Source organism: Actinocorallia libanotica (assembly GCF_039525175.1).
Taxonomy (GTDB): domain Bacteria; phylum Actinomycetota; class Actinomycetes; order Streptosporangiales; family Streptosporangiaceae; genus Actinocorallia; species Actinocorallia libanotica.
Window position 1 is genome coordinate 149,572 of the sequence record NZ_BAAAHH010000006.1, and the last position, 23,116, is coordinate 172,687.

22 protein-coding genes are annotated in these 23,116 nt (G+C 71.9%); 14 read left to right on the forward strand and 8 right to left on the reverse strand.

Translation table 11 applies throughout. From position 1 onward, the window contains the following. Positions 1-103: 103 nt before the first annotated feature. Both ABD140_RS10755 and ABD140_RS10760 read left to right on the forward strand, forming a co-directional pair. On the forward strand, positions 104-1,729 hold the full coding sequence (locus tag ABD140_RS10755) for an NsdA family TPR-like regulatory protein (RefSeq protein WP_344239442.1): 1,626 nt from the start codon (positions 104-106) through the stop codon (positions 1,727-1,729). Between the two features lie 4 nt (positions 1,730-1,733). Further along, entirely contained in the window at positions 1,734-2,270 is a 537-nt protein-coding gene (locus ABD140_RS10760) for a GNAT family N-acetyltransferase (protein WP_344239444.1), read from the forward strand. 82 nt (positions 2,271-2,352) lie between these two features. Here ABD140_RS10760 and ABD140_RS10765 read toward each other — a convergent pair whose 3' ends face one another. After that, positions 2,353-4,425 carry a prolyl oligopeptidase family serine peptidase gene (locus ABD140_RS10765; RefSeq protein WP_425544100.1) on the reverse strand — a complete coding sequence of 691 codons (2,073 nt, stop codon included), beginning with the start codon at positions 4,423-4,425 and terminating at the stop codon, positions 2,353-2,355. Between the two features lie 330 nt (positions 4,426-4,755). Between ABD140_RS10765 and ABD140_RS10770 the strand changes: the two genes are divergently transcribed. Further along, positions 4,756-5,268: an HNH endonuclease gene (locus tag ABD140_RS10770; RefSeq protein WP_344239446.1), complete on the forward strand. Its 513-nt coding sequence runs from the start codon at positions 4,756-4,758 to the stop codon at positions 5,266-5,268. Between the two features lie 20 nt (positions 5,269-5,288). Further along, positions 5,289-5,504, forward strand: coding sequence for an FmdB family zinc ribbon protein (locus tag ABD140_RS10775; RefSeq protein ID WP_344239448.1), 216 nt, complete (start codon positions 5,289-5,291; stop codon positions 5,502-5,504). 139 nt (positions 5,505-5,643) lie between these two features. On the opposite strand, the gene ilvD is transcribed toward ABD140_RS10775, so the two are convergent. The 3 genes from ilvD to ABD140_RS10790 form a co-directional block, all read right to left on the reverse strand. Next, positions 5,644-7,515, reverse strand: coding sequence for a dihydroxy-acid dehydratase (gene ilvD, locus ABD140_RS10780; RefSeq protein WP_344239450.1), 1,872 nt, complete (start codon positions 7,513-7,515; stop codon positions 5,644-5,646). A gap of 157 nt (positions 7,516-7,672) precedes the next feature. Next, complete coding sequence (locus ABD140_RS10785) at positions 7,673-8,425, reverse strand: nuclease-related domain-containing protein (RefSeq protein ID WP_344239452.1); 753 nt, start codon at positions 8,423-8,425, stop codon at positions 7,673-7,675. 187 nt (positions 8,426-8,612) lie between these two features. Then, positions 8,613-9,743, reverse strand: a complete 1,131-nt coding sequence (locus ABD140_RS10790) for a SpoIIE family protein phosphatase (protein WP_344239454.1) — start codon at positions 9,741-9,743, stop codon at positions 8,613-8,615. A 160-nt stretch (positions 9,744-9,903) separates the two neighbouring features. Here ABD140_RS10790 and ABD140_RS10795 point away from each other — a divergent pair, with 160 nt between their 5' ends. From ABD140_RS10795 to ABD140_RS10820, 6 genes are all read left to right on the forward strand, one after another. After that, positions 9,904-10,608, forward strand: coding sequence for an energy-coupling factor ABC transporter permease (locus tag ABD140_RS10795; protein ID WP_344239456.1), 705 nt, complete (start codon positions 9,904-9,906; stop codon positions 10,606-10,608). Continuing rightward, positions 10,608-10,949, forward strand: a complete 342-nt coding sequence (locus ABD140_RS10800) for a PDGLE domain-containing protein (protein ID WP_344239458.1) — start codon at positions 10,608-10,610, stop codon at positions 10,947-10,949. The genes ABD140_RS10795 and ABD140_RS10800 overlap by 1 nt, the downstream gene beginning before the upstream one ends. 25 nt (positions 10,950-10,974) lie before the next feature. After that, complete coding sequence (gene cbiQ, locus ABD140_RS10805; protein WP_344239460.1) at positions 10,975-11,727, forward strand: cobalt ECF transporter T component CbiQ; 753 nt, start codon at positions 10,975-10,977, stop codon at positions 11,725-11,727. Beyond that, the gene (locus ABD140_RS10810; RefSeq protein WP_344239462.1) at positions 11,712-12,461 is read left to right on the forward strand and encodes an energy-coupling factor ABC transporter ATP-binding protein; all 750 of its coding nucleotides are present in this window, start codon (positions 11,712-11,714) and stop codon (positions 12,459-12,461) included. Before cbiQ ends, ABD140_RS10810 begins: the two co-directional genes overlap by 16 nt. Positions 12,462-12,584: 123 nt before the next feature. After that, complete coding sequence (locus tag ABD140_RS10815; RefSeq protein WP_344239464.1) at positions 12,585-13,520, forward strand: ATP-binding protein; 936 nt, start codon at positions 12,585-12,587, stop codon at positions 13,518-13,520. Between the two features lie 18 nt (positions 13,521-13,538). Beyond that, complete coding sequence (locus tag ABD140_RS10820) at positions 13,539-14,006, forward strand: ribose-5-phosphate isomerase (RefSeq protein WP_344239466.1); 468 nt, start codon at positions 13,539-13,541, stop codon at positions 14,004-14,006. Here ABD140_RS10820 and ABD140_RS10825 read toward each other — a convergent pair. Both ABD140_RS10825 and ABD140_RS10830 read right to left on the reverse strand, forming a co-directional pair. Further along, positions 14,003-14,215, reverse strand: a complete 213-nt coding sequence (locus tag ABD140_RS10825) for a hypothetical protein (protein WP_344239468.1) — start codon at positions 14,213-14,215, stop codon at positions 14,003-14,005. The two genes, ABD140_RS10820 and ABD140_RS10825, sit on opposite strands and share 4 nt — an antisense overlap. A gap of 24 nt (positions 14,216-14,239) precedes the next feature. Continuing rightward, a complete protein-coding gene (locus tag ABD140_RS10830; RefSeq protein WP_344239470.1) occupies positions 14,240-14,854 on the reverse strand; it encodes a mycothiol-dependent nitroreductase Rv2466c family protein in 615 nt (204 codons plus the stop codon). A 124-nt stretch (positions 14,855-14,978) separates the two neighbouring features. Here ABD140_RS10830 and pepN point away from each other — a divergent pair, with 124 nt between their 5' ends. Then, a complete protein-coding gene (gene pepN, locus ABD140_RS10835; RefSeq protein WP_344239474.1) occupies positions 14,979-17,525 on the forward strand; it encodes an aminopeptidase N in 2,547 nt (848 codons plus the stop codon). Positions 17,526-17,577: 52 nt separating this feature from the next. Here pepN and ABD140_RS10840 read toward each other — a convergent pair whose 3' ends face one another. Next, on the reverse strand, positions 17,578-18,339 hold the full coding sequence (locus ABD140_RS10840; RefSeq protein ID WP_344239476.1) for a hypothetical protein: 762 nt from the start codon (positions 18,337-18,339) through the stop codon (positions 17,578-17,580). Positions 18,340-18,490: 151 nt separating this feature from the next. On the opposite strand from ABD140_RS10840, the gene ABD140_RS10845 reads away from it, so the two are divergent. From ABD140_RS10845 to ABD140_RS10855, 3 genes are all read left to right on the forward strand, one after another. Further along, positions 18,491-19,210: a L,D-transpeptidase family protein gene (locus ABD140_RS10845; protein ID WP_344239478.1), complete on the forward strand. Its 720-nt coding sequence runs from the start codon at positions 18,491-18,493 to the stop codon at positions 19,208-19,210. Positions 19,211-19,654: 444 nt separating this feature from the next. Then, positions 19,655-20,881, forward strand: a complete 1,227-nt coding sequence (locus ABD140_RS10850) for a serine/threonine-protein kinase (RefSeq protein ID WP_344239480.1) — start codon at positions 19,655-19,657, stop codon at positions 20,879-20,881. 40 nt (positions 20,882-20,921) lie between these two features. Next, positions 20,922-22,364, forward strand: a complete 1,443-nt coding sequence (locus tag ABD140_RS10855) for a beta-N-acetylhexosaminidase (protein ID WP_344239482.1) — start codon at positions 20,922-20,924, stop codon at positions 22,362-22,364. Here the strand turns inward: ABD140_RS10855 and ABD140_RS10860 are convergent. Continuing rightward, positions 22,327-23,001 (reverse strand): hypothetical protein, encoded by a 675-nt coding sequence (locus ABD140_RS10860; RefSeq protein WP_344239484.1) that lies wholly within the window; start codon positions 22,999-23,001, stop codon positions 22,327-22,329. The genes ABD140_RS10855 and ABD140_RS10860 overlap by 38 nt on opposite strands. Between the last annotated feature and the right edge of the window lie 115 nt (positions 23,002-23,116).

Genomic DNA, 23,116 nt, shown 5'->3' on the forward strand with positions numbered 1-23,116 from the left:
AGGAATTACGGCGACTGACCGAGAAACCCGGTCACCGACGCTCGGGGGCGTGCAGAGTGGTGACGTTGCACACATCCGGCGAGTGGTGAGGAGGCCGGCACGGATGGCAGAACCCCCCCCGAAGGAAGCAGAGCGGGCGCGCTGGGTGCGTGCCCAGGGCCTGGCCCGCGGACTGAGCACCCCGCAGATCGCGGCGGAGATCGCCGAGCAGTGCGGGCCGATGTTCAGCACGAGCCGGATCAAAGCCCACCGGCTGGCCAATGGGGTGGCTCTGTCGGACGTGGTGGCACAGATGCGGGCGCTCTACGAGATGGACGGCAAGCCGACCCCGAAGATCGGGGAGACCCTGCTGTCCGCCTACGAGAGCGGATACAAACGCCCAGGTCCGGAGTATCTGCACTACCTCTGCCTGGTCTATCGCGTCGAACCCGGCGATCTCGGTTACCAGGGCCCCTGCGTCTGCGGCAGGGGCCACGAACAGCGTTTCGGCGCCGGCACCCAGTTGTCGTCGATCCGGGACGAACCGGAAACCCTGATCGGCGCGGTCCTCGACCGCGGCTGGATCAACCAGCACATCGAGGGGGGGCTTCACCGCGCCGAGGCCTCCGGCTCGATCGACCTAGGAGAGGAGGACGTCGTGCTTCGCCGGACACTACTGCAGTTGCTGGCCGGAGCGGGCGTGGCGCTCGACGGCCAGTTCCTCGGCGCTGTGGACCAGCTCCGCAGGAAGATGGACGACACCCTCGTGAACGCGACGGTGTCGCCCACCATGCTCGACCAGTGGGAGGAGACGATCCTGGGGTACGGGCAGTCGTACCAGTCGACTCCGTCCCTGCGGATGCTCTGCGATGTCCTGCTGGACTTCAGCGAGGTCCGGCGCCTGTGCGATCAGCGGCAGCCGATCGAGCTCCAGGAGCGGCTCTGCCGGATCGCCGCCCAGCTGTCGGGGATCTCCGGGTTGATCATGATCAATCTCGGCGACCACCGACTGGCCCGCTCGTTCTTCCGCACCGCGCGCACCGCCGCGGACGAGACCGGTGACCGGGGCCTGCGCGCCTGGGTGACCGTGCGCGAGTCCCTGCTCCCGCTGTACTACGGCGACCCCCGCGAGGCGCTCCACCTGGCCCGCAAGGCCCAGGACCTGGCGGGCCGCACCCCCAACGTCGCCGCGGCCATGGCCCCGGCCGTCGAGGCGCGCGCCCTGGGCCAGCTCGCCCTGCGCGGCCGCGCCGACGCCGCGCCGACCGCCCGCCGCGCCCTCGTGCGCGGACGCGCGGTGTTCGACCAGCTGTCCAAGAACGACACCACGGACCTGGTCTTCGGCTTCACCGACCGGCAGATGTCCTTCTACGAGGGGGACACCTACACCAACCTCGGCGACCACCAGAAGGGCGAGGAAGTGCTGCGGTACGCGTTGACCCTCTACTCGCCGACGGAGGTCATCGACCGCACCCTGGTCAAGCTCGACCGCGCCGCGTGCTCCATGTACGCCGGCTCCCCCGACCAGGCGGCCGCCCGTGCCCGGGAGGCCATCATGGAGCTCGAGCCCGAGCACCGCTCCGACATCCTCATGCACCGCGCCCGCCAGCTCGCCGCGGCCGTCCAGCAGCAGCACGGCGACCTGCCCGAGCTCCGGGAGCTGCGCGAGGCGCTGGCCGGCCCGAACGTCCAGAGCCCGCTGGAGCCCGGCGGCACGGGCGGACCCGGTTCCCCGGCGGATCAGGTCTGATCGGGTGGAGATCACTGAGAGGGGCACCGGAACGAAGGTCCGGTGCCCGCAGGGAATGCCCGTCCGCTGGTTCGGCGAGCTGCTGGTCCGGCGCTACCTGCCGGAGGACCACGCCGAGGTGCTGACCCTGCACCGGGAGGGCCTGGCCAGGATCGGGCTGCGGCCGGGCGACGGCGTCTACTACGAGCACGACCTGCACCGGCTGGAGGAGCTCTACCTCCGGGACGGCACGGGGGAGTTCCTCGTCGGCCTCCGGGAGGGGGTGCCCGTCGCCATGGGAGGGCTGCGCCGTGTCGACTCCTGGACGGGGGAACTCGTCAGGCTGCGGGTCCGCCCGGAGCTGCAGCGCCACGGGTACGGGGCGGCGCTGCTGACGGCACTGGAGGACCGGGCGAAGGAGCTCGACTACGGCCGGCTCGTCGGTGACACCACCGAGTTCCAGGGGGCGGCGCTGCAGCTGTACCGCAAGTTCGGCTGGAAGGAGACCGGCCGCAGGAACATCAACGGGATCGTCAATATCTACGGGGAGAAGTATCTGTAAGACCCGAAAATGATGTTCGTCCCGTTTTCAGGGCGCCTGTTCCCGACCGAGAGGCCGGGAACAGGCGCCCTGAGCTCTTGCCTCACTCCAGGGTGAGGCCGGTGTGCCGGGCGAGGAAGGACATGGTGTCGACGGACAGGTCGACGCTGCGGCTCAGCGAGCGTGCGCCGTGCCCGACCTCCGCCTCGTTGCGCAGCAGGATCGGGCCGCCGCCGGCCGACGCGGCGGCGTGCTGGAGCGCGGCGCACATCTTGCGGGCGTGCAGCGGGTCGACCCGGGTGTCGCTCTCGAACACCGTGAACAGCGTCGCCGGGTAGGCCGTGTCCTCCTTCACGTGGTGGTAGGGGGAGTAGCCCAGCAGCCACGCGAACTGCTCGGGGTCCTCGGCCGTGCCGTACTCCACGTTCCACGTCTGGCCCAGGCCGAACTTCTCGTACCGCACCATGTCCAGCAGCGGGGCGGAGCAGACGACCGCCGCGTACAGGTCGGGCCGCTGGGTGAGCGCGGCGCCCACCAGCAGGCCGCCGTTGGAGCCGCCGGAGATGGCCAGCTGCTCGGACGTCGTCCAGCCGTCGGCGATGAGCCGCTCGGCCGCGGCGTGGAAGTCGTCGAAGACGTTCTGCTTGGCGCCGAGCATGCCGGCGCGGTGCCACTCCTCGCCCTCCTCCGAGCCGCCGCGCAGGTTGGCGATGGCGTAGACGCCGCCCGCCTCCACCCACGCCAGGATGCCCGCCGAGTAGGCCGGGGTCAGCGACACGTTGAAGCCGCCGTAGCCGTACAGGATGGTCGGCTTCGGACCGCCCTCGAGGCTGCCGAGCACCAGCATCCGCACGGTCGTGCCGTCCTTGGAGGTGTAGGCGATCTGCTGCGCCTGGACGGCGGGGACCTCCACGCTGCCGGGAGGCGCCGCCCACAGCGTCGTCTCGCCGGTGCGGGCGTCATAGCGCTGCACCCCGCCGGGGGTGACGCTGTCGGTGTAGCCGAACCACGCCTCGTGGCCGCCCTCGGGGCGCTCGATCAGCCCGCCGATGGAGCCCAGGCCCGGCAGCGGCACCTCGCCCAGCCGCTCGCCGTCGACCAGGTCGTGGACGGTGATCTCGCTGACGGCGTGCCGCGTCCAGGCCGCCAGCAGCACCGGGCGCTCCAGGTCGTCGAGGATGGCGAAGTCGCTCAGCACCGCCTCGGCGTCCTCGGGCAGGAGGTCGGTCCAGTTCTCGTACGCCAGGTCCGAGGGGTCGGCGACGGCCAGCCGCGCCCGCGGTGCGTCGCGGTCGGTGAAGACGTAGGCGCGCCCGTCGCGGCCGAAGTACACACCCGTCTGGGCGTCCACGTCGAGCTGGACGGGCCGCAGCGCGGGCTCCTCCAGCGGGCTCGCCGTCAGGTCGGCGTACCACAGGTCGTTGCGGGGCGCGGTGCCGCGGGAGGCGGAGATGGTCAGCCAGCGGCCGTCGCGGCTGACCGAGACGCCGTAGTAGTTGGTCTTCTCCCTGCCCTCGCCGAAGACGAGCACGTCGTCGCGGTCCGGGTCGGTGCCCAGCCGGTGCAGGTAGACGCGGCGGTGGTACTGGTCCTCGCCCTCGGGCACCTGGTCGGCGGGCAGCCGCCGCACGTAGTAGAACGCCTCGCCGCCGGGCAGCCAGGCGACGTTGCTGTAGCGGCAGCGGTCGATGGGGCCGTCGACGGTGTCCCCGGTGGCCACGTCCATGACCGACAGCCGCGACTCCTCGTCGCCGCCGACCGACAGCTGGTAGGCCAGCAGCCTGCCCTCCTTGTCGGGCTGCCAGGCGTCCAGGGTGGTGGTGCCCGAGGCGTCCAGCGCGATCGGGTCGATCAGCGCGCGCTCGGTGCCGTCCTCGTCGACGGTGTAGAGGACGGACAGCTCCTGCTCGGCGGTGCGGCGCATGAAGAAGCGCCGCTCGCCGCGCCAGACGGGCGCCGAGACGTTGCCGGAGCCGAGCAGCTCGGTGATCCGGGCGCGCAGGCGCTCCCGGCCCGGCAGCCCGTCCACCCGGGAGTGGAACAACTCGTCCTGCTCCCGCAGCCACTCCTTGGTCTCGGCGCTCTGCGCGTCCTCCAGCCAGCGGTACGGGTCGGCGACCTGGTGTCCGTGGAGCTCTTCGACGATTTCCTGACGGTGCGCTGCCGGGTAGTCCATGGGGCTCAGCCTACTCAGCGGATCGGGGAGTGATCGGCCCCCTGTGGACGGCGTCCAGGCAAGCCTCACCTCCCGGACGGGACTGCGGACGCCTCGAACAGGGCATAAAGGGGTAGCGCGAACCGCTTCTCATTGGTCACACTGTTGGACAGCGTGGGGTCGTCGACTCACTCGCCTGGAGGAGGTCCTCATGGCGGATGTAGCGGATTCGGCCGAGCCAGGTGCCCGGCCTCGGGATGCTCTGTGCGGATCGTCGCGCCCGCGACCATGCCGCGGGCGACGACGAAGGCGGGCTCCGGCCGTCCTCCGCCTCCCGGTGGAGGCGGGCTGATGCGCCAGGTCCTTCTCCTGAACGCGACGTATGAACCACTCACGACGCTGCCCCTGCGGCGGGCGGTCTGCCTCGTACTGCGGGAGAAGGCCGAGGTCGTGCACCACGACTCCTCGGGCGCGCACCTGCGGTCGGCGAACTCCGCCATCCAGGTGCCCTCGGTCATCAGGCTGCGGCGGTACGTCCGCATCCCCTTCCGGACGAGGATCCCGCTGACCCGTGCCGCGCTCATGCGGCGCGACGACTACCGGTGCGTCTACTGCGGCAAGAAGGCCGAGACCATCGACCACGTGCTCCCGCGCAGCAAGGGCGGCAAGCACACGTGGGAGAACTGCGTGGCCTCCTGCACCCCCTGCAACCACCGCAAGGCCGACCTGCTCCTGGAGGAGCTCGGCTGGTCCCTGGACATCCCCCCGGCCGTCCCGCGCGGCGCCCACTGGCGCCTCATCGGGCTGATCGGCGCCGACGGCGATCCCCAGTGGGCGGCCTACGTCACCGAACCCGCCGCCTGAGGGGCGCATAGACTACGGCCATGCCCCGCTACGACTACCGCTGCCGCTCCTGCGGCTCCACCTTCGAGCTGTCCCGACCCATGTCCGCCTCGGCCGACCCCGCGGTCTGCCCCGACGGCCACACCGACACCGTCAAGCTCCTGTCCACCGTCGCGGTGACCGGCGGCGCCGCGGCCCCGGTCCAGCGCCCCTCCGGCGGCGGAGGCGGCTGCTGCGGCGGAGGCTGCTGCGGCTGACCAGCCTGCGGCTGACCCGCCTACGGTCGCTCGTTCACGCTGATCGAGCGCGCGTACCCTCTGCCGCCCCCGCGGGAGAACGGAACGACATGACGAGGCCCCGCCCCCCGAAGGGGGCGGGGCCTCGGTGTTCCGGGGCTCAGCGGGGGGCGGTGCCGAGCTGGGAGACGTCGCGGGCCGCGCCGGTGGAGGCCGAGGTGGCCATGGCGGCGTAGGCCTGCAGGGCGGCGCTGATCGGACGCCGGCGGTCCCGGGGGCGGTAGCCGCCGAGGTCGGCCAGGAGCCTCTCGCGGCGGGCGGCCAGCTCCTCCTCGGGCACGTCCAGCTCCAGGACGCGGCGCGGGATGTCGATGACGATCCGGTCGCCGTCCTCCACCAGGGCGATCTTGCCGCCGCCCGCGGCCTCGGGGGAGGCGTGGCCGATGGACAGGCCGCTGGTCCCGCCGGAGAAGCGGCCGTCGGTGATCAGCGCGCAGGCCTTGCCCAGGCCCCGTCCCTTGAGGAAGGAGGTGGGGTAGAGCATCTCCTGCATGCCGGGGCCGCCGCGCGGGCCCTCGTAGCGGATCACCACGACGTCGCCGGCCTTGACCTTCTTGCCGAGGATGCCCTCGACCGCGTCCTCCTGGGACTCGAAGACCACCGCGGGGCCGGAGAACGTCCACAGCTCCTCCTCGACGCCCGCGGTCTTCACGATCGCGCCGTCGGGGGCGATGTTGCCGTACAGCACCGCCAGGCCGCCGTCCTTGGTGTAGGCGTGCTCGACCGAGCGGACGCAGCCGTTCTCGCGGTCCAGGTCCAGGGAGTCCCAGCGGGTGTCCTGGCTGTAGGCCTCGGTGGTGCGCACCCCGCCGGGCGCGGCGTGGTAGAGCTCCAGCGCGTCGGGCCGGACCTGCCCCGAGCACGGGTCCCAGGCGTCGAGGAACTCGCCCAGCGACGAGCCGTGGATGGTGTGGACGTCGCGGTGCAGGAGCCCGGCGCGGTCCAGCTCGCCCAGGAGGGCGGGGATGCCGCCGGCCCGGTGCACGTCCTCGACGTGGTACTTGGCGGTGGCGGGCGCGACCTTGCAGATGCAGGGGACGCGGCGGGAGAGCTCGTCGATCTCCTTCAGGCCGAAGTCGACGCCGGCCTCGCGGGCCGCGGCCAGCAGGTGCAGGATCGTGTTGGTGGAGCCGCCCATGGCCACGTCCAGGGCCATGGCGTTCTCGAAGGCGTCGCGGGTGGCGATCGACAGCGGCAGGACGGAGGCGTCGTCCTGCTCGTAGTAGCGCCGGGAGATGTCCATGATGACGCGCCCGGCCTCCTGGAAGAGGGCCTTGCGGGCGGCGTGGGTGGCCAGCGTGGTGCCGTTGCCCGGCAGCGCCAGGCCGAGGGCCTCGGTGAGGCAGTTCATCGAGTTGGCGGTGAACATGCCCGAGCACGAGCCGCAGGTCGGGCAGGCGTTCTCCTCCAGCTCGTCCAGAGCCTCCTGGGAGACGGAGTCGTCGGCCGCGGCGATCATCGGGTCGATGAGGTCGAGCTTGCGCACGGTCTTGGCGGTGCCGTCGACGACGGTGACCTTGCCGGCCTCCATCGGGCCGCCGGAGACGAAGACGGTGGGGATGTTCAGCCGCAGCGCGGCCAGGAGCATGCCCGGGGTGATCTTGTCGCAGTTCGACAGGCAGATCATCGCGTCGGCGCAGTGGGCCTCGACCATGTACTCGACGGCGTCGGCGATCAGCTCGCGCGAGGGCAGCGAGTAGAGCATGCCGTGGTGGCCCATGGCGATGCCGTCGTCGACGGCGATGGTGTTGAACTCCCGCGGGATGCCGCCCGCCTCGCGCACGGCCTCGGCCACGACCTGGGCGACCTCGCGCAGGTGCACGTGGCCCGGCACGAACTGGGTGAAGCTGTTGGCGATCGCGATGATCGGCTTGCCGAAGTCCTCGCGGGCGACGCCGGTGGCGCGCAGCAGGGCGCGGGCGCCCGCCATGTTCCGGCCATGGGTGACCGTACGAGACCTGAGCGGAGGCATGAAGGGACTCTCCCAACCGTGGATCATGAAGGTGGGTGGCCCCGGGTAGGGGGCGGCACGAAGGGAACGGTGCTGCCCAGCCTACCGAATGACGGCACCCCGACGGCTCTGGCGGGGTGTCACCGGGGTCCGGGGGTCGCCCCCCGGACGATCGGGTTCAGCCGAACTTCGACGGCAGGACCTTGGACGCGGCGTCGGCGATCCTGGCGACCTCCTCGTCCGTCAGGACCTTGGGGCGTTTGCGCAGGTACGTCTTCGCCTTTCCGCCCGAGTAGACGTCCACGTTCCGCACGGTCATCACCCGCCAGGGCACGGACGGCCCGTAGATCGCCACCGAGGGCTGGACCGGGATCTCCTGGCCCAGCGCCAGGCTGAGCAGGCGGCTCGCCTGGTTGGCCTCCCAGCGCGCCTCGTCCAGCCGGTCCTTCTTCTCGAACGGCCCGTGGAACAACCTGGTGTGCGACAGGGTGCGCACGGGCAGCCGCTTGTCCCAGGACTCGGAGTCGATCGCGAAGACCCCGGTCGGGCCGATCACCAGGTGGTCGATCTGCCCGTCGCTGACGCCGTCGTCGTCGCGGGGGATGGATCTGGCGTGCAGCACCCGCCAGCCCTTCTTGTCCAGGCCGTCCAGCTGCTTGGCGGTCTTGCGCTCGGCCGCCGAGGTGCGCGGGCCGCCGTCCCCGGCCCTGGCCTTGCGGATCGTGTCGGCGATCACCGCGATCACCGCGGCCGTCAGGCCGACGCGGGGATCGAAGACGATCGCGAACAGCACGCCGACGACGGCGGCGAACGCCACCCGCAGCAGCCATCGGCGCACGTCGGGACGGGCGAGGATCTCGCGGAAGTCGAGGCTCCCGCGGTCCTCCGGCGGCTGCCCGCGGGCGTCGCCGGTCTCGCCACGGTCGGTCATGGCCATAGCTCAACCCCTCTTCGACAAACGGACGCTTCGTGATCAGCGGGCCCCGGGGACATGATCCTCTGCGCGCAGAGTAACCAGGTGCGCCCGCGGCCGCCTAGGGGGGTCCGGTTAATACTTTTCTTGCCTGCTCGGGCAGGTTGACAACATTTACTGGCGGGTAAGTTACCCGTTCCGGTACTCATTGCCGCCAGATCAGGACCAGCGCGCAGTCGTCGTCGTGCGCGTCCGACATCGTCTGGACGATCTCCCGCGCCCCCCGGCGGAATCCCTGGGGGACCAGCCGCTCGGCCTCGCCCAGCAGGGCGTCGATGCCGGCGTCCAGGTCGCGGCCGGGGATCTCCACCAGGCCGTCGGTGTAGAGCATGAGCGCGTCGCCCGGGCGGAGGCGGCCCGTCTCCGGCTCGCACTTGAGGTCGGGCACCACGCCCAGCACCACGCCCTTGGCGGTGCCGACCTGCCAGGTGCCGCTGGAGGAGACGAACTTGACGGCCGGGGGGTGCCCGGCGGACTCCACGGTGTACTCCCCGCTCTCCAGGTCGATCACCACGTGGACGGCGGTGACGAAGCCCTCGTCCCAGCGCTGCCGGTGGAGGTAGGTGTTGCAGGCCGACAGGAACGTCTCGGCGCGGACCGAGCCGAGCAGCCCGCCGAACGCGCCCGAGAGCATGAGCGCCCGGGTGCCGGCCTCGATGCCCTTGCCCGAGACGTCCACCAGCGCGACCTCCAGGAGGTCGCGGCCGTCGTCGCAGTGGTGGCGGCAGGAGACCACGAAGTCGCCGCCGAAGGAGGAGCCGCCCGCCTGGGCCAGCTCGACCTTGCTGTCCCAGCCGCGCGGCAGCGCCGGGATCTGGCCCTGGCGGTTGAGCCGGTCGCGCAGCTCCAGCAGCATCGACTCGCCGCGCAGGCCCTGGACGCCCAGCTGCTGGCGGGTGCGCGAGAGCGACAGGCCGAGCAGGGTGGTCAGCGCGAGGGTGATGACGATGCCGGGGGAGAAGCCGCGGTCCAGGACGAAGGAGTCGATGCTCAGCACCACCGCGACCACGACGAGCAGCGCGCTGAAGGCGCGCACCCGCAGCACCAGGCCGCCGGCCAGGACGATGAGCACCAGGGCGCTGGGCGGGAACCAGCGCTGGGAGACCAGGAGCGTTCCCAGGCACATGAGCGCGGAGGCCAGGGCCAGCGCCGCGAAGAGGTAGCGCTCGCGGACGCGCCCGCGCCTCAGCCAGCGGTAGAGGGTCACCAGGAAGGGCACGCGCCTCAGCTGGGCACGTACCTTCGGCGGGAGCAGGTGAACCAGGCGCTGAAGCATGTCGCAGCCACTGTACCGAGCGAAACACGCGCCGGGCGTTAATCCACCGCACCCTTACCTTCATGGCACCGCCTGGCTCTTGTTATTGCGAGTTGCTTGCAATTACTCTTGGTGGGTTCCGGAACGGAACAAAACCCCCTCAGCAGGGAGGAATGTCTCCGTGCACGTTCCCGACGGATTCATCGACGCCCCGGTGTCGGCGGTCGCAGGGGTGATCGCGGTGTCCGGCGTCGCGGTCTCGCTGCGCGGCGCGCGCCGCGAGCTGGACGATCTCACCGCCCCCCTGGCCGGCCTCACCGCCGCCTTCGTCTTCGCCGCCCAGATGCTCAACTTCCCCGTCGCGGGCGGCACCAGCGGCCACCTGCTCGGCGGGGCGCTCGCCGCCATCCTCGTCGGGCCGTTCACCGGGGTCCTGGTGGTCTCGGTGGTGCTCGCCGTCCAGGCGCTGGTCTTCGCGGACGGCGGACTCACCGCCCTCGGGGTGAACATCACGATCATGGCGATCGTCACGGCCGCCGCCGGATACGGGGTGTTCCGCCTCCTGGTGCGGGTGCTGCCGCGCTCCCGTCCGAGCGTGACGGCGGCGGCGTTCGTCGCGGCGCTGGTCTCGGTGCCCGCCTCCGCCCTGGCCTTCGTCGCCTTCTACGTCGTCGGCGGCACCACCGAGGTCCCCCTGTCCACGGTCCTCCCGGCGATGCTGGGCGTCCACGTCCTCATCGGCCTGGGCGAGGCGCTGATCACCGCCCTGACGGTCTCCAGCGTGCTGGCGGTCCGCCCGGACCTCGTCTACGGCGCGCGCGGCACGGCCGAACCGCTCGAACTCGTCGTGAACCCGGCGCGGAAGCCCGAGGAGGCGGCGTCCTGATGAGCCTGAAGAAACTGCTGGCCCTGGGCGTGCTCGTCGCCGCCGTCCTGGCCGGGATCGTCAGCCACTACGCCAGCTCCCACCCCGACGGCCTGGAGCGGGTCGCCGAGGACAAGGGCATCAACGCCAAGGAGGAGGACCACCCGCTGGGCGGCTCCCCGCTGGCCGACTACGGGGTGAAGGGCGTGGCCGACGAGCGCGCCTCCGTGGGCCTGTCCGGGCTCATCGGCGTGGGCGTGGTCCTCGTCGCGGGCTCCGGGCTCTTCTGGCTGCTGCGCGGCCGTTCGGAAGGCGGGGCCGCGCGGGACGGGTCCGGCGGGCGGACCGAGGCGCACCCCTGACATGGGCGCGGGGCACGCTCACCCGATGTACCGGCGGGGCGACTCGCCGGTGCACCAGCTGCCTCCGCACTGCAAGATCCTCGCGGTGCTCGGCTTCGTCCTGGCCGTGGTCGCCACCCCGCGCGAGCGGATGTGGGCCTTCGCGGTCTACGCGCTGCTGCTCGCGGGGGTGACGGCGCTGGCCCGGGTCCCGTACGGGCACGTCGCCCGGCGGGTGCTCATCGAGGTCCCGTTCGTGGCGTTCGCCGTCCTGCTGCCGTTCCTGGCGACCGGCCCCCGGGTGGAGGTGCTCGGCGTGGCGGTGAGCCAGGACGGCCTGTGGGGCGCCTGGAACATCCTGGCCAAGGGCACGCTCGGCGTGGTCGCCTCGATCCTGCTGGCCACCACCACCGAGCCCCGGGTGCTGCTGCTGGGCGTCGAACGGCTGCGCGTCCCGCCGCTGCTCACCCAGATCGCCACCTTCATGTTCCGCTACGGCGACGTTGTGGTGGCGGAGATGCGCAGAATGCGGACGGCCCGCGCGGCCCGCGGCTTCGAGCCGCGCGACCTGCGCGACGCCAGGGTCCTGGGGCGCTCCCTGGGGGCCCTGTTCCTGCGCTGCTTCGAACGGGGGGAGCGGGTGCACCTGGCGATGCTCAGCCGCGGCTACGACGGACGGATGCCCGTCCTGCTGGAGACCGGCGCCTCCGGCGGCCAGTGGGCGGCCAGCGCGGTCCTGCCCGCGACGGCCGCCGCGGTCGCGCTGGCTGCTTGGATGGCGCCATGGACGCTTCTCTGAAGGTCAGCGGGCTGGCCTACGCCTATCCCGACGGGACGCAGGCCCTGTTCGGCGTGGACGTCGCCATCGGCAAAGGCGAGCGGGTGGCCCTGCTGGGACCCAACGGGGCGGGCAAGACGACGTTCGTCCTGCATCTGAACGGGATCCTGCACGGCGGGGCCGGGACGGTGCACGTCGGCGGCATGGCGGTCGACGCCCGTGACAAGAAGGCGCTCAAGGAGGTCCGCCGCCGGGTCGGCCTGGTCTTCCAGGACCCCGACGACCAGCTGTTCATGCCGACCGTCGCCGAGGACGTGGCGTTCGGCCCGGCGAACCTGGGGGTGCGCGGCGCGGAGCTGGAGCGCAGGGTCGCCGCGGCGCTGGAGCGGGTCGGCATGGCGCACGCGGCCGGCCGGCCGCCCCAGCACCTGAGCTTCGGGCAGCGCCGGCGGGTGGCGGTCGCGACGGTCCTGGCGATGGAGCCGGAGATCCTGGTGCTGGACGAGCCGTCGTCCAACCTCGACCCGGCCTCGCGCCGCGAGCTCGCCGAGATCCTGACGTCCCTGGACGTCACGGTGCTGATGGTCACCCACGACCTGCCGTACGCGGCCCAGCTGTGCCCGCGCTCGCTCGTCCTCTCCGGCGGGGTGATCGTCGCGGACGGCCCGACGCACGAGCTGCTGGCCGACGAGCGGCTCCTGGCCGAGCACCGGCTGGAGCTGCCCTACGGATTCGTCGTCCCGCAGCGCTCCTGACCCGTTCTTTCCACGCCGTGACGGTGCGTTCCGGTTGCGCCACCCGCGGTGCCGTACCAGACTGGACATGACAACGGTTTTCATTGTTGTGTCATCAAGGGGCACCGAGCATCAGGGGGAAGCGTGAAGGTCGCTTTCGTGGGCAAGGGCGGCAGCGGGAAGACGACGCTCTCGTCGCTGTTCGTCCGCCATCTGGCGGGGATCGGGCTGCCGGTCGTGGCGGTGGACGCCGACATCAACCAGCACATGGGCGCCGCGCTCGGCCTGGCCGAGGACGCCGCGGTCCCCGCGCTGGGCGACCACCTGGCCGAGCTCAAGGAGTACCTGCGCGGGGACAACCCGCGGATCTCCTCGGCCGCGGCGATGGTCAAGACGACACCGCCCGGGACGGGCTCGCGGCTGCTGCGCGTGCACGGCCCCGACCCGTTCCACACCGCGTACGCGCGCGTCCTGCAGCCGAACCTGACCCTCATGGCCACCGGCCCGTTCACCGACGACGACCTGGGCGTGGCCTGCTACCACTCCAAGACCGGCGCGGTGGAGCTGTACCTCAACCACCTCGTCGACGGTCCGGGCGAGTACGTCGTGGTCGACATGACCGCCGGCGCCGACACCTTCGCGTCCGGGCTGTTCACCCGGTTCGACGTGATGTTCCTGGTGGCCGAGCCGACCCGCAAGGGCGTGAGCGTCTACCGGCAGTACACCGAGTACGCCCGGGACTACGACGTGGCCATCAAGGTCGTGGGCAACAAGGTCCACGACGAGGAGGACGTCGCCTACCTGCGCGAGCACGTGGGGGAGGACCTCCTCACCTGGGTCGGGCACTCCCCGGCCGTGCGGGCGATCGAGCAGGGGCGGCCCGGCGCGGTCCTGGAGGACGCCGGGGTCGCCGCCCTGGACGTGCTGCGCAAGGCCGTCGACGAGCGGGTCAAGGACTGGCCGAAGTACCTGGAGCAGGCGGCGGAGTTCCACCGCCGGAACGCCCGCAGCTGGGCCAACCGGGCGGTAGGGGAGGACCTCCGGGCGCAGATCGACCCCGGATTCGCCTTCCCCGCCTGACCTTGGGAGACTTGCCCCATGCGAGTTCACCTGGGATCCGACCACGCCGGCTACGAGCTGAAGGAGCACCTGGTCGGGTGGCTCAAGGCGGCCGGCCACGAGCCCGTCGACGCCGGACCGTCGGTATACGACGCCCTCGACGACTACCCGCCGTTCGTGCTGCGCGCCGCCGAGGCCGTCGCGGCCGACCCCGGTTCGCTGGGCATCGTGCTGGGCGGTTCGGGCAACGGCGAGGCCATCGCCGCCAACAAGGTCAAGGGCGTGCGGGCCGCGCTGGTGTGGAACGAGGCCACCGCGTCGCTGGCGCGCGAGCACAACGACGCCAACGTCATCAGCATCGGGGCGCGCCAGCACTCGCTGGCGGAGGCCACGCGGTTCGTGGAGGTCTTCCTGGCCACCCCGTACTCCCAGGAGTCCCGCCACACCCGCCGGATCGACATGCTCAGCGCCTACGAGACCACCGGCGAGCTGCCGCCGCTGCCCTAGCCCTGCCCGCCTCGTTTACGGAGTCTGCGAAGACGCCGCCGCTCCTCCCTGGGGGACATCGGCGGCGTCTTCGGCGTCTCGGCCTCCCGCTCCGGCCCGGCGGCCGCGGCCCCCTCGGCCGGTTCGGCGGGGGACCGGCCGGTCCGGGGACGGGAGACGTCCCGCACCCGCATCGCCACCCCCGGGGTGATCCGCATCTGCTGGGCCATGGACCGGCGGTACCCGCCGGGTGACTACTCGAAACTGGGTGAAACGTCTCGGGAGCGCTTGAGCTCAAAGAAACCGGGCGTACCGGCCACAAGGCGCACACCATCCCAGAGTCGGGCAGCGTCCTCGCCCCGCGGGATCGGGGTGACCACCGGGCCGAAGAAGGCGACGCCCTCGACCTCGATGACCGGCGTGCCGACGTCCTGGCCCACCTTGTCGATGCCCACCTGGTGGGAGGCGCGCAGCGCCTCGTCGTACTGCGCGTCGCCCGCCGCCTCGATCAGCGCCGGGTCCAGGCCCGCGGCCTCCAGCGCCTCGGCGACGACCTCGTCGCCGATCCCGCGGCCCCCGTCGTGGATCCGCGTGCCGAGCTCGGTGTAGAGGCGGCCGAGAACCTGCGCGCCGTACTTCTGCTCCGCGGCGATCGCGACCCGCACCGGGCCCCACGCCTTCTTCATCATCTCGACGTACTGCTCGGGCAGCTCGCGCCCCTCGTTGAGCACCGCGAGGGACATCACGTGCCAGCGCGGCTCGATCGGCCGCAGCTCCGCGACCTCGTGGATCCACCGCGACGTGATCCAGGCCCACGGACACATCGGGTCGAACCAGAAGTCGACCGGTACTTTCTCGTTCTCAGACAAGCCGAAACTCCTCGCGAAGGTTGTTCTCCCTGCGCACAACGCGGGAGAACGAGCGGTGAATTCCCGCGGGCCGGGTAGACGTGAAAAGATCCAGAGAGCTACCAGACAGATTTCGGGAGGGCTTGTGGCAGGCAACCTCACGCGCGACGAAGCGCGGGAAAGGGCCCGGCTGCTGACCGTCGAGTCGTATGAGGTGGAGCTGGACATCACCGCCGGGAACGGCGAGGGTGCGGTCTCCACCGGAACCGAGCGCTTCGGCTCGGTCACGACCGTGCGGTTCGGCGCCGAGGCCGGCGCGTCCACCTTCATCGACCTGCACGACGCGGTCGTCACCGAGGCCGTGCTGAACGGGACGCCGCTCGACCCCTCCACCTACGACGCCGAGAAGGGCAGGCTCCCGCTGCCCGCCCTGGCCGAGGACAACGAGCTGGTCGTCAGGGCCGACATCCTCTACTCGCGCTCGGGCGAGGGCCTGCACCGGATGGTCGACCCCGTCGACGGCGGCGTCTACCTCTACACCCAGTTCGAGACGGCCGACGCGCACCGCATGTTCGCGTGCTTCGACCAGCCCGACCTGAAGGCCGCGCACGCCTTCACCGTGACGGCGCCGCAGGCGTGGCAGGTCATCTCCAACACCGCCCCCGAGCAGGACGGCGGCGTCTGGCGCTTCCCGGCGACCGAGAAGATCTCCACCTACATCACCGCGCTCGTCGCCGGCCCGTACCACGTGGTGCGCGACTCCTACGACGGCGGGCGCATCCCGCTGGGCATCTACTGCCGCGCCTCCCTGGCGGAGTTCCTGGACGCCGACGCCATCTTCGAGGTCACCAAGCAGGGCTTCGAGTACTTCGAGCGGGTCTTCGACTATCCGTACCCCTTCGGCAAGTACGACCAGCTGTTCGTGCCGGAGTTCAACGCCGGCGCCATGGAGAACGCGGGCTGCGTGACGTTCCTGGAGGACTACGTCTTCCGGTCGCGCGTGACGGACGCCGCCTACGAGCGCCGCGCCGAGACGATTCTGCACGAGATGGCGCACATGTGGTTCGGCGACCTCGTCACCATGCGCTGGTGGGACGACCTGTGGCTGAACGAGTCTTTCGCCACCTACATGTCGGTGCTGTGCCAGGCCGAGGCGACCCGCTGGAAGACCGCCTGGACGACCTTCGCCAACATGGAGAAGGCCTGGGCGTACCGGCAGGACCAGCTGCCGTCCACGCACCCGATCGCCGCCGACATCCCCGACATCCGGGCGGTGGAGGTCAACTTCGACGGCATCACCTACGCCAAGGGCGCGTCCGTCCTCAAGCAGCTCGTCGCCTACGTCGGGCTGGAGAACTTCCTGGAGGGCGTGCGCCGCTACTTCCAGCGGCACGCGTGGGGCAACACCGTCCTGGCGGACCTGCTGGACGCGCTGGAGGAGACCTCCGGCCGCGAGCTGACGTCCTGGTCCAAGGAGTGGCTGGAGACCTCCCAGGTCAACACGCTCCGCCCGGCCTACGAGGTGGACGCCTCGGGCGCGTTCACGAGCTTCGCGGTGCTCCAGGAGGCGGTGCCGGAGTACCCGACGCTGCGCTCGCACCGGCTGGCGATCGGCCTGTACGACCGCACGGACGAAGGGCTGGTGCGCCGCAAGCGCGTGGAGCTCGACGTCGTCGGCGCGCGCACCGAGGTGCCCGAGCTGGTCGGCGAGCGCCGTCCCGACCTGGTGCTGGTCAACGACGACGACCTCACCTACGCCAAGGTCCGGCTGGACGAGCACTCGCTGAACACCCTGGTCTCCTCGATCGGCCAGATCAAGGAGAGCCTGCCGCGGGCGCTGTGCTGGTCGGCGGCCTGGGACATGTGTCGCGACGCGGAGATGGCCACCCGCGACTACGTGAAGCTGGTGCTGTCGGGCATCGGCGGCGTCAGCGACATCACGGTCGCCCAGACGCTGCTGCGCCAGGCCCGCACCGCCCTGGGCCAGTACGCCGACCCCGCCTGGCGGGAGAGCGGCCTGCGGCTCATGGCCGACGGGCTGTTCGAGCTGGCGCGGGCGGCCGAGCCGGGTTCGGACTTCCAGCTCAACTACGTGCAGGCCTTCACCGGCGCGGCCGTCGCCGGCCCGCACCTGGACTTCGTCAAGGGCCTGCTGGACGGCACGACGGAGCTGGAGGGCCTGAAGGTCGACACCGACCTGCGCTGGACGCTGCTGCGGCGGCTGGTCGTGCGCGGCCGGGCGGGCGAGGCCGAGATCGAGGCCGAGCACCGGCGGGACGCCACGGCGGCGGGCGAGCGCCACGCCGCCGCGTGCCGCGCCGCGATCCCCACGCCCGAGGCCAAGCGGGCGGCGTGGGACCGCGTCATCGCCGGCGACCTGCCGAACGCGGTGTTCCGCGCGACGCTGGGCGGGTTCGTGGAGCCCGACCAGGCCGAGCTGCTGGAGCCCTACACCGAGGAGTACTTCGCCGAGGTCGGCCGGGTGTGGCGCGAGTGGAGCAGCGACATGTCGCAGACGTTCGCCGAGGTCGCGTACCCGTTCCTCAACATCTCGCAGGCGACGATCGACCGCACCGACGCCTACATCGAGGCGGAGAAGCCGCCGTCGGCGCTGCTCCGGCTGCTGTCGGAGGGCCGTGACGGCGTGGCGAGGGCGCTGCGCGCCCGCGCGAAGGACGCGGCCGCGGGCTGACACGTTCGGTGAAGGGGGCCGTCCGGGTGTTCCGGGCGGCCCTCTTGGCGTCTCAGTCCAGTTCGCCGCGGAGCCCTTGGAGGCTGGGCCCGTAGAGGCGCAGCACACGGGCGGTGAGCTCCTGGACGCTCGCCGCGCCGGACCCGCGGGAGCGGCGGTGGATCCAGCTCGGGATGCGCCAGGGGCGCATCAGGATGACGCCGCCCGCCGTCATCCGGGTGTCCTTCGGCTGCCCGCCGTGGATCGCGACGATGATGGACGCCTTGACCGGCAGCCCGAGGTCGCTGGAGAGCGTCTCGGAGACGCTCTGCGCGAGCTTCTCCAGCCCGGCGATCACATGGGCGCGGGACTCCTTGCCGACGAACAGCCGCCCCTTCACCGACAGCAGGGTGTCCTCGGGGGAGTACACCTGGTTCTCCACCAGCCAGATCCGCCCGTCCCCGACCACGAGGTGGGGGAAGGGGCCGTAGCCGGGGACCACCCGCCGGTGCAGCACGGTGTAGCCCCGCAACTCCAGGAGCCTGAGGAGGCGCGCGGTGTGCGCCGCCCCGCTCTCGCCCCGCCGCCACACCCGGGTGGTCAGCCGCCGCTGGGCTTCGAACAGCAGGTCCGCGGCGAGGTAGACCAGTCCGGCGACGACGGCGATGACGGGGTTGGTGAGCCACCAGGCCAGGGCGAGGAGGATGGCCGCGTTCCGCGCCCGGGCTTTCCACCGGCGCTCCCTTCCCTCCAGCCACAACCGTTCGTGCACCTGTTGGGGGGAGTTGCCTACCAGGGCCGCATTGTCGCTCTGGTAGATGTTGTTGCCGAACATACTTCTATGGTCGCTTAGTCACGGTCAAAAGCAATATATCCGAGCGGTAACGGAGAGTTGTCAAGTCACGGGGTGGACTCGACCGTTGACACTCTTCGCCGCGATGTGGTCGTGTTTCTTAAATCGGACCAATCATCCTTGGGGTAGACAAGTGAAGAAAGTCACGCTGGGGGCGGCGTTGCTCGCCGGCTCGCTCGTCCTGGTGCCGCTGGCGGAGGGCGCCTCCGCGGCGCCGGCCGCCGCCGCGCCCGAGGCGGCGCGGGCGGCGGCGGGCGAGCCGAATCTGAAGACGGGCAGCAAGGGGGCGGCGGTCAAGCGGCTGCAGCTCCGGCTGAAGGAGCTGCGCTACGACCCGGGCAAGGCCGACGGGCGCTACGGCTCGACGACCAGGGCCGCCGTCTGGGCGTTCCAGAAGGTGAACAAGGTGCCGGTGAAGGCCTCGGGCCTCGTCGGCAAGAAGACCTGGGCCGCGCTGAAGGACCCGGAGACGCCCAGGTCCGTCACGCCCAGGAGGCTGCGGAAGGCCAACCGGGTCGAGATCCTCATCGGGCGGCAGCTCGTCGTGGTCTACAAGAAGGGCGAGATCGCCCTGATCAGCCACACCTCCACCGGCAGCGGCCGGTACGAGGACGGTGCGGTCTCGCGCACGCCGCGCGGCAACTTCCGGGTCCAGCGCAAGATCAGGGGCGTGCGGGTGGCGCGCCTGGGCACGCTGTACAACCCCATCTACTTCTACGGGGGCTACGCGCTGCACGGTTCGGCGAACGTGCCGCTCTACCCCGACTCCCACGGCTGCGCCCGGCTGCCGTTCGGCACCGACCTGAAGCTGTTCGACATGGTGCCGATCGGCTGGCAGGTCTATGTGAAGTGACACGTCTCCACGTGAGGTGACATGTCGAAGGCCCGGGTCGCCGTTGACCCGGGCCTTTCGCGTGTTGCCGGGGTCCGCGTGCCAGGACCTCCCACCCCTGGGGCTCTTGCACGCGGACCGCCGGTCCGCCGCACGGTTCCCGCGCCGGCCGTCGTCCGTCGAGGAGGAGCCGACGACGATCGGCGCTGTGGTCCGTGCGACCCCGCTGAGCGGAGATGTCTCTAGGTTAGGAAACGAGATCGCACGGGAGGCTACGTCCCGGTGACGTGTTTGTTTCGCGCGCTCCAACTCGCGGGCCTACCGGTCGGCCACGGCGGGATGACGATTCGGTTGCACAGACCACCCCGAAGAGGTGGATAGGGCACCCTTGACCCCGCATGATCTCGGACGACGGAACGGGTGCAGGTGCAAAAGACGCTGCCGGCTGGCATACGACCGCTGACGGTGGAGGATCCCGCGGTGGTCGGCGGCCTCCCGCTGCTGGGCCGCATCGGCTCGGGCGGGATGGGCGCGGTCTACCTCGCCGAGGACGCCGAAGGCGGGCGGGTGGCGGTGAAGACCATCCATCCCCGGCTGGCCGAGGACAAGGCCTTCCGCGCCCGGTTCGCCCACGAGGTGGCGCTGGCCGGGCGGGTCGCCTCCTTCTGCACCGCGCGGATCCTGGGGCACGGCGAGGACGAGGCGCTCCACCCGGCGGGCCTGCCGTACATGGTCAGCGAGTACGTCGGCGGCGTCCCCCTGGCCCGGCGGGTGCACGAGAGCGGGCCGCTGCCCGCCTCGGACCTGCACGGCGTGGCGCTGGGGGTGGCCACGGCGCTGGCGGCCATCCACGAGGCGGACCTGGTGCACCGCGACCTCAAGCCGTCCAACGTGGTGCTGACCCTCTCGGGGCCGCGGGTCATCGACTTCGGCATCGCGCGCGCCCTGGACGCCGACACGTCCTGGACCACGACCGGCACGGTGCTGGGGACGCCGGGCTGGATGGCGCCCGAGGTGCTGGTGGGCGGCAGCGCGTCGCCCGCCGCCGACGTCTTCGCCTGGGGGCTGCTCATGGCCTACGCGGGCACCGGGCGCCAGGCCTTCGGCGAGGGGCAGGCGCTGGACGTGGCGCGCCGGGTGGTGCAGGACGAACCCGACCTCGACGGGCTGGAGGAGGGGGTGCTGCGGCGGCTCGTCCGCGCGGCGCTGAGCAAGGCGCCGCAGGAGCGGCCTTCGGCTCCGGAGCTGATGCTGCGGCTGGTCGGGCGCGACCCGGAGGAGCCGCTGCCCGCTCCCGTGGCGGTCCCCGTCCCCTCGTCCGAGCCCGTTTCCCTCTCGTCCCAGCCCGCCTCCGCTGCGGCCCCGGTCGCGGAGGAGGTCCCGGAGACGGTCTCCGACCGGGTGGCGGACATCCGGCCCGCCGAGGGCACCGCGGCCGCGCCGACCGCGGACGCTCCGCCTGCGGACGCGTCGTCCGGGGCCGCACCGCCCGTGGACGCATCGTCCGAGGCCGCGCCGTCCGCGGAGGATCCGCTCGTCGACGCGGGCCGGCCGGCGCGGGTGGGGCCGGCCATCGCGCTGATGGTGGTGGTCGCGGCGCTGGCGCTGGGGCTGGTGGTGGCGCTCGCGGAGGACGCGCCGCCGTCGCCGTCCCGGGTGCCGGTCCCGGTGACGGAGGTCCCGCTTCCCTGAACCACTGGAACTGTTAAGAAACTTGCCTATTATGGGACGCGTGATCCCCGCGCTGATTCCGGCTCCCCGTGTCCTGGCCGTCCACGACGGCGTCTTCGAGCTCACCGCCGACACCGCGCTGAGCGGTCCGGAGTGCCACGCCACCCGCTTCCTGGCCGCCCTCCTGCGCCGCGCCGCCGGCCACGCGCCGCCGTCCGCCCGCGAGGGCGCGCTCGCGCTCACCCTGGACGGCCCGGCGGACCTGGGGGAGGAGGGCTACCGGCTGGACGTCACCGCCGAGGCCGTCCGGCTCCGCGCCCGCACCGAGGAGGGGCTGTTCCGCGGCGTGCAGACCCTGCGCCAGCTCCTGCCCGCCGAGATCGAGTCCCCGGCCCCGCTCCCCGGCCCGTGGCGCGTCCCGTGCGTCTCCATCACCGACACGCCGCGCTTCCGCTGGCGGGGGGTGATGCTCGACGTGGCCCGCCACTTCTTCGACGTCGCCGCCGTCAAGCGCTTCATCGACCGCGCCGTCCCCTACAAGTTCAACATCCTGCACCTGCATCTCACCGACGACCAGGGCTGGCGCCTGGAGATCCCCTCCCATCCGCGCCTCACCGAGCACGGTGCCACCTCGCAGGTGGGGGAGGGGGACGGCGGCCACTTCACCCGTGCCGACTTCACCGAGATCGTCGCCTACGCCGCCGCGCACCACATGACCGTCGTGCCCGAGATCGACCTTCCCGGCCACACCCAGGCCGCCATGGCCAGCTACCCCCACCTGGCGCCCGAGGGCGTCACGCCGGAGCTCTACCGCGGCATCGACGTGGGCTTCAGCCAGCTGGCCATCCACAATCCCGCCACCTACGACTTCCTGGACGCGGTCTTCACCGAGCTGGCCGCGCTCACCCCCGGCCCCTACCTGCACGTCGGCGGAGACGAAGCCCTCCAGACCACCGCCGAGGACTACGCCGCCTTCATGACGCGCACCCTCCCCCTGGCCGTCCGCCACGACAGGACCGTCGTCGCCTGGCAGGAGGCCGCGGCCGCCCCCGACCTTCCCGAAGGCACCCACCTGCAGTACTGGCGCCCCACCCACGAGCCCGTCCCCGAGCCCCTGGCAGCCGCCGCCTCCCGCGGCCTCCCGCTCATCATGTCCCCGGCGAACCGTGCGTACCTGGACATGAAGTACGACGATGACACCGCTCTCGGCCTCAGGTGGGCGGGCACCGTGGGCGTCCGCCAGAGCTACGAGTGGGACCCCGAGTCCCTCGTCCCCGGCGCGCGCGTCGTCGGAGTCGAGGCACCCCTGTGGACCGAGACCCTCACCACCCCCGACGACCTCGACCACATGCTCTACCCCCGCCTCCCCGGCCTGGCCGAGGTCGCCTGGTCCCCCGCCCCCAAGGACTGGCCCTCCTACGTCACCCGCCTCCGCGCCCACACCGCGCGCTGGGACGCCGCCGGCATCACGTCCTACCACCGCTCACCCGAGCTGGAGGACTGACCGCCCGGGCCGCCGCCACCAGCGTCGCCACGACCGCCGCCTGAAGGGCCAGCTCGCCCAGGTTCCCCAGCCACGGGCGCGAGCCCCCGAGGGCGGCGGCCGCGAACATGGCGACCGCCCCGAGGCACAACCAGGGGCTCCCGGCGGTCCGCCAGATCGCGACGCCGAGCGCGAGCAGCACGAGGATCGTGACGATGGCGGGGATCGGCGGCCCCGCCGCGCCCTCATTGGTGTAACGCACCAGGTCCGCGTACTTTGCGGGCGCCAGCTCCAGCTCGACGACGTCCTCGAAGACCCCGATCGCGACCAGCACGGCCACCAGGACCCCGCCGCCGACGACGGCGACCCGCGAGGCCGCCCACCTCACCCCGAGCCGCGCCGCCATCGACCCGCCCGCGACGATGAGCAGCGGCGTGAGCAGTGCGTGGATCCAGAACCGGGGCGCGCTCACCGCCTCCAGCGTCCCGCCGAATCCCAGCACCCGCCCCGCGGCCACGGCGAGGTTGTCGTAGGCCAGCCCCAGGCAGATCACCGCCACCAGCGGCGCGACCGCCCCCGCCGCCCTGCCCCGCCCCAGCGCCACCCCGGCCAGCACGAGCATGCACCCGCCCAGCACCGCCATCACCCACGAGACCACACGATCCTCGTTTCCCTGAGGAGAACACTGTTTCTCAGGATGGATATCCTGCCCCTTCCCCCGCGGATTATCCAGAGGGCGCCGCGACCGGTTCTCCGTCCCGGATGAGAACCTC

Excerpts from the sequence above, each read along its gene's own strand:
- ABD140_RS10755 (WP_344239442.1), top strand. The coding sequence starts at position 104 with ATGGCAGAACCCCCCCCGAAGGAAGCAGAGCGGGCGCGCTGGGTGCGT.
- ABD140_RS10765 (WP_425544100.1), bottom strand. The coding sequence starts at position 4,425 with ATGGACTACCCGGCAGCGCACCGTCAGGAAATCGTCGAAGAGCTCCAC.
- ABD140_RS10770 (WP_344239446.1), top strand. The coding sequence starts at position 4,756 with ATGCGCCAGGTCCTTCTCCTGAACGCGACGTATGAACCACTCACGACG.
- ABD140_RS10775 (WP_344239448.1), top strand. The coding sequence starts at position 5,289 with ATGCCCCGCTACGACTACCGCTGCCGCTCCTGCGGCTCCACCTTCGAG.
- ilvD (WP_344239450.1), bottom strand. The coding sequence starts at position 7,515 with ATGCCTCCGCTCAGGTCTCGTACGGTCACCCATGGCCGGAACATGGCG.
- ABD140_RS10785 (WP_344239452.1), bottom strand. The coding sequence starts at position 8,425 with ATGACCGACCGTGGCGAGACCGGCGACGCCCGCGGGCAGCCGCCGGAG.
- ABD140_RS10790 (WP_344239454.1), bottom strand. The coding sequence starts at position 9,743 with ATGCTTCAGCGCCTGGTTCACCTGCTCCCGCCGAAGGTACGTGCCCAG.
- ABD140_RS10800 (WP_344239458.1), top strand. The coding sequence starts at position 10,608 with ATGAGCCTGAAGAAACTGCTGGCCCTGGGCGTGCTCGTCGCCGCCGTC.
- cbiQ (WP_344239460.1), top strand. The coding sequence starts at position 10,975 with ATGTACCGGCGGGGCGACTCGCCGGTGCACCAGCTGCCTCCGCACTGC.
- ABD140_RS10810 (WP_344239462.1), top strand. The coding sequence starts at position 11,712 with ATGGACGCTTCTCTGAAGGTCAGCGGGCTGGCCTACGCCTATCCCGAC.
- ABD140_RS10820 (WP_344239466.1), top strand. The coding sequence starts at position 13,539 with ATGCGAGTTCACCTGGGATCCGACCACGCCGGCTACGAGCTGAAGGAG.
- ABD140_RS10825 (WP_344239468.1), bottom strand. The coding sequence starts at position 14,215 with ATGGCCCAGCAGATGCGGATCACCCCGGGGGTGGCGATGCGGGTGCGG.
- ABD140_RS10840 (WP_344239476.1), bottom strand. The coding sequence starts at position 18,339 with ATGTTCGGCAACAACATCTACCAGAGCGACAATGCGGCCCTGGTAGGC.